Origin of the sequence: Streptomyces luteolifulvus (genome assembly GCF_008806595.1) — a bacterium.
Taxonomy (GTDB): domain Bacteria; phylum Actinomycetota; class Actinomycetes; order Streptomycetales; family Streptomycetaceae; genus Streptomyces; species Streptomyces luteolifulvus.
This window is the reverse complement of the sequence record NZ_VZRB01000001.1, coordinates 152,300-164,649: the sequence shown is the minus strand read 5'-3', so window position 1 is coordinate 164,649 and position 12,350 is coordinate 152,300. Positions and strand designations below refer to the sequence as shown.

At 73.8% G+C, this 12,350-nt stretch carries 7 protein-coding genes; all 7 read right to left on the bottom strand.

What is annotated here, in order from left to right; translation table 11 throughout:
• Positions 1-33 precede the first annotated feature (33 nt).
• Positions 34-912, bottom strand: coding sequence for a peptidoglycan-binding protein (locus F7R91_RS00765; protein WP_150943337.1), 879 nt, complete (start codon positions 910-912; stop codon positions 34-36).
• Positions 912-2,489: a DUF6519 domain-containing protein gene (locus F7R91_RS00760; protein ID WP_150943335.1), complete on the bottom strand. Its 1,578-nt coding sequence runs from the start codon at positions 2,487-2,489 to the stop codon at positions 912-914. The genes F7R91_RS00765 and F7R91_RS00760 overlap by 1 nt, the downstream gene beginning before the upstream one ends.
• 78 nt (positions 2,490-2,567) lie before the next feature.
• Positions 2,568-4,745 (bottom strand): hypothetical protein, encoded by a 2,178-nt coding sequence (locus F7R91_RS00755; protein WP_150943333.1) that lies wholly within the window; start codon positions 4,743-4,745, stop codon positions 2,568-2,570.
• Complete coding sequence (locus F7R91_RS00750) at positions 4,745-8,530, bottom strand: putative baseplate assembly protein (protein WP_150943331.1); 3,786 nt, start codon at positions 8,528-8,530, stop codon at positions 4,745-4,747. Before F7R91_RS00750 ends, F7R91_RS00755 begins: the two co-directional genes overlap by 1 nt.
• Entirely contained in the window at positions 8,527-11,625 is a 3,099-nt protein-coding gene (locus tag F7R91_RS00745) for a putative baseplate assembly protein (RefSeq protein ID WP_150943329.1), read from the bottom strand. The genes F7R91_RS00750 and F7R91_RS00745 overlap by 4 nt, the downstream gene beginning before the upstream one ends.
• Positions 11,622-12,017 (bottom strand): GPW/gp25 family protein, encoded by a 396-nt coding sequence (locus F7R91_RS00740; RefSeq protein ID WP_150943327.1) that lies wholly within the window; start codon positions 12,015-12,017, stop codon positions 11,622-11,624. The genes F7R91_RS00745 and F7R91_RS00740 overlap by 4 nt, the downstream gene beginning before the upstream one ends.
• The gene (locus tag F7R91_RS00735; RefSeq protein WP_150943325.1) at positions 12,014-12,349 is read right to left on the bottom strand and encodes a hypothetical protein; all 336 of its coding nucleotides are present in this window, start codon (positions 12,347-12,349) and stop codon (positions 12,014-12,016) included. Before F7R91_RS00735 ends, F7R91_RS00740 begins: the two co-directional genes overlap by 4 nt.
• Position 12,350: the final 1 nt, after the last annotated feature.

Here is a 12,350-nt window from a genome sequence, read left to right as displayed (position 1 = left end):
CCCGGCAGGCGGTAGGTTTCGGACCGACCCGGGTCAGGTCGCCGGCACCTTCAGCTTGTCCCAGCTGGACTTGCCCGGGATGCCGTCGGCGTCCTTGCCCCTGAAGCCGAGCTTGGTCTGCCAGGCGGCGTAGGAGCGGCGGTCGGCCTCGGTCCACTCGGGGCTCGGCCCCTCCTCGTAGCGGCCGCAGCCCTCGGCCACCAGGCGGCGGCCCATGGCGGTGATGACCCGGGACTTCTGGCCGATGTGGAAGAAGCCGCTGCCCGGGAACGGGGCGTGCGCCGGCTTCGGGTCGGGCCTCGGATCCGGCTTGGGGGCCTTTCCGTCCAGCCGGTCGGCTATGCGCCGGCGCATGCCGTCCATGGTGAAGCCCCGCGGGTCCTGCTTGCCCGGCTGCCACTCCTTGTGGCCGATCACCGAGCGCTCGCTCCAGCCGTGGTGGCGGCAGATCGCGGCGGCGACCTTCTCGATGGCCTCCTTCTGCACCTCGGGCCAGGGGTCCCTGCCGTTGCCGAGGTTGACGCACTCGAAGCCGTAGAAGTGCCGGTTGCCGTCGGCGTCGGCCTCGTTGTCGTGCGGCAGCCCCGTCTCGTTGACGACGGCGCGCAGGACGTCGCTGTCACCGAGCCCGGCGTGGTTGGCACGGCCGTTGCCGACGAGGTGGACATGGCCCTTCTTGTCGATGACGCCGTGGCACAGCGGTCCCGGCAGCCCGGAGTAGCCGTTGTAGCAGATGTTCACCGAGGCTTCGGTGCCGGAGGTGACGGTGTGGTGGATCATCACGCCGTTGACCGGCCCCCAGGGGCCCTTGGTGTTGCGGTTGTGGGTGCGCCAGTTGCGCACCTCGTGGACCGTGAGGCCCTCCGCGCGCAGGATCGCCACCAACTTGGACGCGCTGAGCGGCGTCGCCATCACTCGTCTCCTTCCACGGCGGCCTCCGCGGCCGCTGTCGTCTGCGAGCGGCCGCCGGACGGGTCCGCCTCCGCCTCCTGCTCCTGCCGGCGGGCCTGCTCCTCCGCTGCGAGCGTCGCCTCGTCGGCCGCCGGGATGCTGCCGGCCCGCGGGGCGAAGCCGAGCCGCAGGTCGACGGCGCCGCCCTCGCCCTTGACCAGGGCCAGCGGGGCGAAGTGGCGGGCGATGCCCGAGGGCGCCCGGAGCAGGGGGCGGCGGGCCGGGTCGGCGGGCCACTCGACACTTCCGGTGGCGGTGCGGGCGGGGATGATCCAGTGGTCACCGGTGCGGTAGGTGCCGCCCGTGGCGAAGTACACCTCGACCCCGTCCTCCAGGGGCAGCCACTCCCCCTCCGCGACGGGGACGGCGCCGCCCTTCAGCGCGGTGGTGCGTCCCTTGCGCTTCGGGCCCTCGTGGTGGTCCCAGCGGCGCAGGAAGGGGTGGAGGTGCGGCAGCCGGCCGACGCCCGGCGCCGGTTCGGCGGACAGCCGGACGCGGCGGCCCGGCAGGTCCAGTTCCTCGACCCGCAGGAGCGGCAGGGGTTCGAGCCGGGAGGCGTAGGCGGTGTCGGTGAACTCGACGAGGTCGCCGACGTCCAGGTCCAGCTTGTCGTCCTGGCCGAGGGAGGCCAACTGCACCCAGGTGCCGTCGAGTTCGTCGACGGGGAAGACCACCGAGCCGTTCTCGCGGGACCACTTGAAGGTGGCGTCCTTCGCCGCGCCGCCGGCGTGGACCTCGACGCGGTACAGCTGGTTCTCCGGGCCGCGGTAGCGGGCGTCCGGCTTGACCAGGCACGGGTCCTCGTCGGCGTGGTCGGGCCGCTCGCTGCGGGCGGCGAGCCGGGCGGAGGGTGCGGCGCGGCCCCTGGCCCAGCGCTCGAACGCCGCGCGGACGACGTCCTTGGACGGCTCGGGCTCCTCGATCGCCAGCTCGGCGAGGGAGAGCGGCAGCACCTGCCAGACGACCTTGACCCGGGCGGCGGTGTCCGGCAGGGCCGCCCCGAGGGCGACCTCGCGCAGGGCCGGGTCCTCGGCCGCGGTGACCGAGCGCTCCCACACCTTCAGATAGACCACGAAGGGCGTCTGGGCGGGCGAGGGCAGCCGGTCGCCGGGCTTCTCCGGGTCGCGGAAGCCGTCGGGCTGGTCCCAGTAGGTCCAGAACGCGGGCGGGGCCGCGGTCTCCTGCTCCGTGGAGTCCGCGGCGTCCTTGGTGTCCTCGGTGTCCTCGTCGGGCACCGGGATGCCGGGGGCCGGGCGGTCGGCGTCGCACAGGATGCCGTCGACGTAGTAGCGGCCACCGTGGATGTACAGGGTGTCGATGTCGTGCTTGCCGCCCACGTAGTCGATGCGGAAGCCGGCCGCGTCGACCGGTCCGCCGTGCGGTCCGATCAGGTCGGCGGCGAGGGTGCGGGCGTGGTGGAGCTGGATCGCGGTGTGTTCGTTGGCGTCGGCGTCGAGCTGGACGCGGCCCTGCTGGGCGATGACCGCGGAGTAGTGCCGCTCCGGGCGGAAAGTGGAGCGGGAGAGGTCAGCGTGCATGAAGGGGGTCCCCCTGGTTCAGGATTGTGCGGTTCGCGAAGTCATCGGTGGGTGCGGCCCGGAAGGCCCGGGGACGGCTCATGTCACGAAGAAGATCCCGGCGTCCGTGCCCGCGGGTGTGTACTCCGCGAGCCGTGCCCGCAGGCCGTCCTCGCGCTGCGGGCGGTACAGGTCGTGGAAGGCGCCGAGTTCGGCCCCGTCGTCGGCGCCGCGCCGGATCTCCTCGGCGCAGCGGTCCGCCAACTGCCCGTACCAGGGCGTCCCGTAGCGCTCCGCGGCGAACAGCGGCCGTACCGCGAAGGCCCGTCCGGGTCCGGCCAGGTCGGGCTGGCAGCGGTGGCGGCGCGGGGTGCGCGAGCCGGCGGGGACGTAGCAGAAGCGCAGACAGCCGATGCCGCGCCGGGCCACCTGGAGGCGCCCGGTGAACACGGAGTTCTCGGCGATCTTCACCGCGTGCGTGTGCACCTCGCCGATCACCGTCGTCCGGTGCAGATGGAGCACGGCGTGGGCGTGGCGGCAGTCCGGTGCGGACAGGGCCTCGCGGTCATGGCCGGTCGCGTCGAGGACGCTGTCGCGCAGATGGATGTCGAGCGGCTCCTCGCTCACCTCGTCGCCGATGACCTCGATGGTGCCGAGGATGCTGTGCTCGATCTGGAGGCAGGCGGTGGTGCGCTCCAGGACGATGCTGGGCTCGTCCGGCGAGTGCGGTGCGCACTCGGGCTCCAGGGACCAGCCGGGCACGAGGGTGCTGTGCCGGACGACGACGGCGCCCATCGGGCCGGTGACGTTGATGCCGCGCCCGGCGATCAGCAGCCCGTCGAGGACGATCCGGGGCCGCTCGTGCGGGGAGCAGTCGTCAGCCACCGCACGGATGTTGAGGGCGTCGGGCCGGTTGCTGTACCAGTCGAGCAGCCGGATCACCGGCCGGGTGCCCTCCGCCGCCCGCACCTCCAGCCGGTCGCCCGGGTCGAGGTCGAAGTCCAGCTGCTCCTGGTAGGCGCCGCTGTGGGTGATCTCGATGATGCCCTCGGGCCCGGTCCGGTCGGCCCGGCGGTCGTGCTGCCAGGCCCGGTAGGCGTCCATGATCTGCCGGTACGGCTGTCCGGGGCCGACCCGGTAGAAGACCGCGTCGGGGCGGGGCCCGCGGTCCTCGCGCGGGTACTCGCCGCCGCCCATGTCGGCGCCGAACGCGTAGTGGTGGTCCACCCACACGCCCTGCCGGGGCGCCGACCGGGAGCCGAACGCGATCCGCCCGAGCTCGGGGTCGACGGCCACCTGGCCCCGCTTGGGGCGGTAGCGCCAGTCGGAGAGGTCGGCGACCACGATGTCGGACGGCGGTACGGGCCGGTCCTCGCCGTCACGGCGGATGACGAAGCTCTTGCCCGGGCCGTAGTAGTCCAGCAGCCGGTCGTGGAGCAGACGGCGGGTGATGAACGCCGGGACGTTGTCGACCGCGGTGAGGTGTGTGGGCGACGGCTCCGGGACCGGCCTGGTGACCAGCGGGGTGTCGTTGCCGAGGATGGAGAAGGTGTAGAGGTTGCGGGCGCGGTCGATGCAGTACGCCGGTGACGACGTCAGCGAGTAGGCCTTCAGGCGCCAGACGAAGAGTCCGACTCCGGCCGGGGTCCAGCCTCCTTGCGTCTTCGTGGAGTCGGCGCGGCGGACGTCGACCGTGCGGGCCGTGGTGTCGAAGGGTCCGCCCGCGAGCGCGAGCGCCGAGCCGTCCCGGAGGTCGAGGAGCCGGCCCCTTCCGGTGTCCCGGTAGAGCTTCACCGGCTGGGTGTGGGCGACCAGGCGGGACAGCTCGACCGCCCGCGCGGGCCGGCCCGCGACCTGATCGGACAGCTCCTCCAGCAGATGCAGGGTGCCCTTGCGGCGGCGGTTGGCGACGGTCGCCGCGACGTCGGCGCGCGGCGCGATCGCCTCGGCGAGCGCGGAACGGCCCCCGTCGTGCAGGCCGGTGGTGAGGACGCGTTCATAGCCGGGCAGGGTGCGGTAGCCGACGAGGTCGCCGAGATACGGCAGCACCCAGGGCGCCGCCGTCTCCACGAACAGGTCCTCGTAGCCCTGATCGACGCCGTCGCGGACCCGGTCGAGCTGTTCGGCGATCACCGCGAGCAGCGCGCGCAGCGGTTCGCCCTCCTCGGCGTCGCGCAGGAGGTGCCAGCGGGGCAGCAGCGCGGCGAGTCCGTCGGGTTCCCGGGTCGTGGCCGGGGCGGTCGTCTCGAACGGGACGTCCGTCGAATGCGCGGCCATCAGTTGACCTCCGTCAGAATCAGGGTGTCCGCGGCCCGCGGCGACAGCAGGGCCAGCTGGGCCGGGCGGATGCCGCGGAAGACGAACACCGAACGGCCCTTGGCCAGGCGACGGGTGTCGGTGATGTCGGGGTTGAGGCGCAGGAGTTCGGCGAGCGGGATGCCGTACCGGGCGCAGACCGAGGTGAGGGTCTCGCCGTTCCTCGCACGGACGGTGTGGACCTTCTCGTCGTACGCCGCCGGGTGCGCCGGCACCGATGCCTTCGGTGCACCGGGGCGGGTGAGCAACTGGGTCAGCTCGTCCGGGGTGGCGGACGCGGGGACGCCGGTGAAGACGTCGACGTCGACGTAGTCGACGCCGGGCACCGTGTGGGCCGTGGCGAGGAGTTCGGAGAGGCGGGCGGGCTGTGCCAGCTCCCGCCCCGCGAAGCCGAGCCGGCGCAACAGGGCCTGGCGCAGCCGTGGTTCGACGCTCTCCCAGGCGTGGTCGGGGGCGACCTTCACCTTGGCGGCGACGAGCAGCAGGACCAGTTCGCGCACGTCCACGCGGACCGGCAGGCCGGGGTCGCCGTACTCGGCCAGCGCACCGCGCAGGGCGCGCAGCGTGGCTGAGTTCTCGCCGTCGGCGGCGATCGGGACGTCGTCCGCGCCCGCGACCGTCACATGGAGCACGCGCCGCCGTCCGTCGAAGAGTTCGCGTGCGGCGGCCCGGCCGATGCCGGCGCGGGAGCGGGCGAAGTCCTCGTAGTCGGCCGCGGACACCAGACGGTCCAGGGCGGAGACGGCGAGCGGGATCGTACGGCGGGTCAGCGCGGGCCCGTCGGCGTCCGAACCGCCCATGGCCGGGCGGGGGTTGGTGACCGACATGACGCCGAGCGGGCGGGTGAGGGGCTGGGTGATCCGGTCGGCGGGGACGTTGGCGGCCCTGCCGGTGCCGAAGCGGTAGCGGGCGTGGACGTTGTCGTGCCCGGAGGGCAGCCGGGCGCCGTGGACGCCGTCTCCGAAGGTCACCGTGGTCCGGCCGTCCCCGGTGGTGCCGGTGATGTAGATCCGCTCGCGCGGGCCGCGGCCGGCGAGGCTGTCGACCTCGTGCCACAGGACGCCGTCGACCCGGATCTCCAGGACGGGTGTGGCGCCGAGTGGGTTGTCGTCGGCGAGCCAGGTGAGCGGGGACTGCCAGAGCGCGAAGGTCTGGCTGGTGCGGTCCGAGTCGCCGCTGCCGATGGCCTCCTCCCGGCTCTCGCCATGGGTGGTCTCGACGACGTTGCCGAGGATGCGGACGCTGTCGCGGCGGTAACGGTGGGCGAGGTCCGCGGTCAGGGTCAGCCGGGTGTGCACATGGTCGCCGGGCAGCCGGGCGTCGACCGCGGGGTCGGCGGCGGCGATCGTGACGACCTCGGTGGCGGTGACCGCGCCCGGGATGTCGCTGCGCTCGCCGGTGACGACGAGCGTGCGGCCGGGCCGCAACCCGTCGTACAGCTCGGCGAGTTCGATCTCGTTGCCGTGCACGTCCTCGCCGAGCGGTTCGTCCGCGAGGCGCAGCGGCTCGCCGGCCGCGTGCACGGTGGTGTCGCGGACGTGCGAGAGCAGGACGTCGAACTCGTCCAGCCAGGGTTCGGCGAGGGTGAGTTCGGTGCCGCGTCCGGTGATGCCGTAGTTGCTGTACGCGGCCGTGCGTGCGGCCACGACCTGGGTGGTGACGAACGCGAGCCGGGCGTCGCCCGGGATGCCGTCTCCCCCCTTGGCGGGGCGCTGGACCGCCACCCAGCTGCCGACGGTGATGCCGGTGTGCACGGTGTCGAGCTGGAGCACCCGGCGGTTGACGGGTTCCGGTTTGCTCGCGAGGACGACCTCGACGTTGGGCTCGGTGCTGCCCACCGTGTAGCGAAGGCTCACCTCGTACTCGCCGTGCGTGAACTGCTCGTTCGCGCCCGGCCGCAGCGGGATCTCCTGGGCGGTGCCGTTGCGGACGCTCACGTGGACCACGCCGTCCTCGTCCGGCCGGGACACGAACAGGGTGCTGTCGGGCAGCCCGTCGCGCAGGCGGGCGATGACGCCGGGCTCCTCGGAGTCGTCGGGCCGTCGGATGAGCCGGCTCAGGTCGCGGTCCTGGCCGGCCCGGGTCGACAGGTCGACCTGCCCGCTGCCGAGAGGGAAGCTGACCTGCTGGGCGACGGGCAGGTTCTCCGCCCGCTGGTCGGAGCTGCTGCCCTCGACGTACTGGAACTCCGCCCGGACCGGGACCTTGCCGGCCGTGTCGTAGACGACCCGCATGCTGACCAGGACGGCGCCGGTGAGCGGCCAGTCCGCGGTGCGGATGACCCGGCCGCGGTCGTCCTGCACCGGCTTGAGCGGGGCCGTGGCGCCGAAGGGGGCCGCGGTGACCCGCAGCGCGAGCAGCTCGCGCAGGAGCTGCGGGGTGCCGGGGGCGGCGGCCCTGCGCCAGGCCGGGTAGAGACTGCCGAGGCCGGGGTCCAGGGCCGTCAGGAGGCGCGCGGTGTCGCTGCCCGGGCGCTGGGCGCGGGTGCCACCGCGGGGGGCGGGGGCGGAGGCGCGCAGGGCGGGCAGGACGGTGCTGAGGGCCTGGAAGGCAGCGGTGCGGGGGTCGGGGGTGGTGGCGGTGGTAGCGGTGGCGGCTTTGGCGGTCACCGTGTCCGTGGGCTGCGCGGGCGCCAACTCCAGGGCGCGTTCGGCGAGTTCCGCGAGGACCGCCTCCAGCTGCTCGAACCACGCCGCCACGTCCTCGTACGGTGTGGCCAGCACCTGGGCCTCGCCGAGGCGGGCGACCGGCTCCGCGAGGCGGGCCGCGAGCCGCTCCGGGGTCCTGATGGCGTCCAGGTCGGTCCGCAGGGGTTCGAGCACCTGGTCGTCGAAGTCCTCGATCAGCCGGCTGACCGGGCGCGGGTTGGGAACCTCGGGCGTGAGCGGTTCCTCGCCGGGCTCGCCCGGCACCGCGGGCTCGGCGGTCCAGCGCCGTACCTCGTCGACGAGTTCCTTCAGGGTGGGCGGGGCCGACCTGGGCAGCGAGATCGCCGTGATCTCGTCGTCCCGGTCGATCCGGGCCCCCGCGACGGGCAGCAGCTTGCGTTCCCCTCCGGCCTGTTCACCGAAGACGAAGAGCAACTGGTCCCCGGTCCGCAGGGAGTTCGCGGTGCCCTCGACGAAGAGTTCGGAGCGGCGCTCCAGGTCCTCGGGGGTGACGAGGGAGGGGCGGCGGCGCCGGACCTTGAGCTCGTTCCAGTCCCAGCGGGCCGTCAGGTCCCGCCCGGTCTCGAAGGTCAGGGACTGCTCGTCGGCGGAGGCGGGCACGCTGTGGCTGCGGGCACCGCGCGGGATCAGCACCGGCAGGGTCTCGGCACGCGGGTCGCGTTCCAGGGCGTACGCGAGGTGGGTGGCCGCGGCGACCCCGGGGCGGGGACGGTGGCCGACCAGCCGGCCCAGCAGGACCAGCGAGCGGTGCTCGTTGGCGGTGCGGATGTAGGCCTCGTCGGCGATCCGCTCGGAGTGGAAGGTGAGCAGGTCGCCGAGGACGGCTGCGGCGTCGAGAAGTCCGATCGCCGGGTCGTCGGGGGTGCGCACGGTGAGCCGGTTCAGGGCCGGGTACGCGGGTGAGGCGAGCCGGTCGAGGAGGGCGGCCCGGAAGTCGCCGTACTCACCGACGCGGTAGTCGAGGGCGGTGCGGCCGGGCGGGTTGTGCGGCGGGGCGGGCGCGAGGCGCTCGTCGTGGCCGCCGCGGCAGGCACCGCCGCAGCCGCAGTCGTCGGTCAGGGCGTCGGTCGCGGTCATCGGGCATCTCCCAGGGAAATCGCCAGCAGGCCGTTCTCCGGCCGGTCCGGGTCGTTGTCGCAGCTGGCGATCTCCAGCGGGCCGAGCCGCAGCACGCCGTCCTCCCTTTCTCCTCGGTCCTGTTCGAACAGCCGCCGCAGCCGGGTGACCTGGACGCTCTCGACGCCTGGCACGGCCGCGGCGACGGCGACCAGACGGCTGAGCCGCACGGGGTCGCCGAAGGTCAGCGCGTCCGGGTGGAAGAAGCCCCGCCGGCCGGTGCCGAGGACCTGGTACAGCTCGGCCAGGATCTGACCGTGCTGATGGCCGGGCGCCGCGCACACGGTCAGGGCGATGTCGAGCGGTACCGGGCGCGCGGGCCCGACCACGAGGTCGTGGCCGATGCGCCGGTACGCCTCCAGGGCCTCGGCGACCTGCCCGAGCAGTTCGTCCGTCGGGGCGCCCGTGCCGTAGGCGTCGATCGCGACATGAGCCTCCTGGACGCTGCCGGTCCAGCGGATCTCGGCGGCGGCGCGCTGCACCCCCGGCAGGGCGGAGGCGAGGGCCGCGTAGTCCTCGGCGGTGACCGCGCGCAGCCGGGTGCGGCGCAGATCCAGAGGTGCCAACTGGCGTACCTGTTCGACGGGTTCGGGCTCGGTGCCACCGGTGGCGGGCAGCGGGTTGCGGACGACCGCGGCCGGCGGATGCTCGCAGTCGCTCTGGACGACGAGGTGGTTGACGGCCTCCGCGCCGACGTTGCCCGCGATGCCGCCGCCGAGGCGGTAGTGCAGGGCGAGCCGGGCGCCGGGTGCCGGTTCGGCGCCGTGCCGTCCGTCGCCGAAGCGCAGGGCGAGGCGGCCGTCGTCCTGGAGTTCGCCGACGAAGTGCCGGTCGCGGGAGCCGCTGTCGAGCAGGTCGCGGCGGGGTTCCCAACTGGTGTCGTCGTTCTCGTGGACGCGTACGGCGGGCAGCGCGCGGCGCGGGTCCTGGGTGAGCGCGGCGGTCGCGGAGCCGCGCAGGACCGGCTCGTCGGGGTGGAGACCAGCCGCGTACGCCGGGCCCCAGCTGTGGGCGATCTCCCAGGCGATGTGCCCGTCGAGGACGGTTCCGGCCCGGGCCCGCGCCGTGAGGATCTCGACGCGACGCAGCTTGGCGTCGAGCAACCGGTCGCTGCGGTACAGGAGTTCACGCAGCGCGCGCACCGGATGGCGGCGCAGTTCGAGGCGTTCCAGCACCTTCAGGCCGTAGATCACGGTGAGTTCGGCGATCTCCTCCTCGCCGAGTCCGTCGCGGTCGCGGGCGCTGCGCCACAGTTCGACGAGCCGCTGCCGGACGTGTCCCGGGATGGCGGCGATCCGCTCGGCCTGGCCGGCGGCGACGGTGCGGGATGCGGGGAAGGGCACCGCCTGGACGACCGGGGCGCGGCCGAGGACGGGCCGGAAGCGGGGTGCGATCCCCGGGTACACGGACTGGGCGAGCAGCGTCCGCAGGGCGGCGGCCTGCGCGTATGCCGCGCCGGGCACCACGCGCTCGTGCCGCTGCCCCGCCCGCTCCAGGCCGAGCCCGGCGCGTACGGTGGCCGCCTCGCCGACCACGTCGAACAGTTCGCGGACATCGTCGGGGGTGAGTGCGTCCCCGCTCTCGGTGCGGTCCGTGAGGGAGTTGATGAGCCGGGCGGGCGCGTTGCCCTCGGCGCGGTCGGGGCAGCCGAAGGCGGGATCGCAGGGGGCGGTCACGGCGGGCGCGGGCGGCACGGTGACCGTCTCGGGCAGCCCGGTGAGGGTGCGGCCGTGGTCGACGAGGACGACATTGCCGCGGGCCAGCGTCACGTCCTCGACGGGCAGACAGTCGCGTCCGCCGCGGGTGGTGAGGCAGAGCGGGAAGCGGAGGGCGTCCTCGGCGGCCCAGGTGACCTCCAGGACCGGCTGGTCCTCGATCCGGTCGAGCCCCCGGGTGACGGAGGTCAGCCGCACGGCCTGGCGGTGAGCGGGGTCGGCGTCACCGGGTGTGCCGGTGCGCGGCCCCTTCACCTCCTCCAGCACGAGCAGGTCGCCCGGCTTCAGATCGAGCCGGCGTTCCCGGCAGGTCTCCGGGTCGTCCCACTCGTCGCGCAGGGTGGCCGAGGTGGCGCCCTCGGGCAGGGTGCACACCTCGCCGCCCCAGGTCCACAGGCGGATCGCGTTGTGCGCGACCCGCAGCTCCAGCGGGTCGGCTGCGGCGACCGGCTCGAAGACCTCGACCGAGCCGCGCTCGTCGAGGTCGGCGAGCTCGTTCTCGTCGACGACCGTGCCCGGCTCGGGCCGGTCGTGCGGGTCGAGGGTACGGACGTCGACGGAGGCGAAACGGTAGGTGCCGGTGGTGAGCGTGTGGTCGCCGGCGGTCTCCACGGTGACGTACGCGCGGGCCGTGCAGCCGTCGTGCATCGCGTAGTCGATGAGCCGGACGTGGCGGCGTACGGAGACGCGGCGGCGCGCGGTGTCGAGGTAGGCCTCCGTGGCGACCGCGTCCTGCTGGTAGCTGATCTGGTCGCCGGTGTACGCGAGCAGTTCGACGAGCGTCGTGCCCAGGTCGGCGGGGTTGCGTTCCACCCAGTCGGGTGTGGTGAGCGCGAGCCGGTCCAGGAGCAGCTTGCGGATGGTGTCGTAGTCGCGGGCCGTGTAGTCGACTACGGGCGCGTCCGGGAAGTCCGGCTCCGGCTCGTGCTCGTCCTTGCAGTCGAAGGGGGTCGGGCAGTCGGGCCGGAAGGAGAAGGCCGCGCTGTGGTAGCGCTGGTCGAAGCCGCGGAACGGTTCGGTGCCGGGGCGTCCGTACGGGTCCGTCTCGACGAGCGAGAGCCGGTAACGGGAGGTGTCGCCGGCCCGGTCGAGGGTGACGTGGAGCCGGTCGTCGAGCTCCGGGTCCTCCTCGCGTTCGACGCTGATGTCGAGGGCGGCGATGCCGGTGATCCGGCGGCCGCCGTCGATGCGGACGTTCTCGGCGCCCAGGCCGTGCGGGGCCTTGCCGAGGAACGTGACGGTGAGCAGCAGGCCGTCGTCGCTGACCTCGACGGCGTCGACTCCGTTGAGCTGGGCGGCCCGCACCTTGGCCCGGCGGGACGGGGTGGCGGCGGTCGTCATGCGGCCCTCCCTTCGAAGACGTCGTCCCGGCGGGTTCCGGTGGAGCGCAGGACGTACGACAGATACACGCGTACGGCGTTGTCCTCGCCGACCACGTCGAGGGCCTCCACCTCGATGAGGTCGCCGAGCCAGCGCTGCAGCGAGGCCTGCACGGACAGTTCGAGGGTGCTGATCAGCTCGGGGCTGTTCGGGGCGAAGACGAGATCGAGGAGCCCGCAGCCGAAGTCGGGGCGCATCACCCGCTCGCCGGGGCTGGTGAACAGCAGTTGTTCGATCAGGTCGTGGACATGCTCGCCGTGGGAGGCGTGCGCGGTGCGTCCCCTGCGGTCGGCGCGGAAGGGGAACGCGATATCGGTGCGCGGGCGGGTACGTGGACTCGTCTGGCGGCTCATCGGACGATGACCTTTCGCTGTGCGGCCTGGACCACGGGCGGTCCCTGCGGCACGAAGGCCGCCGTGAAGCACTCGGCCGCGGAGGTGTCGAGCAGCACGGGTGAGCCGTCGACCGCGACCCCGGTGCCGTCGGCGGTCCAGCGGACCGAGACGCACGGCGTGGGCACACCGTCGACGGTGTGGGGGCAGCCGGTGACGACATAACTGTGCGCGGCCGTGGCGACGGCCGCGCCTTGGACGAGCACGCCGCCGGAGGGTGTGGTGGCGGCACTGACGCGGCCGCCGTGCGGGCAGCCGATCACCGCACCGGCGTCGAGCAGACTCCCGGACAAC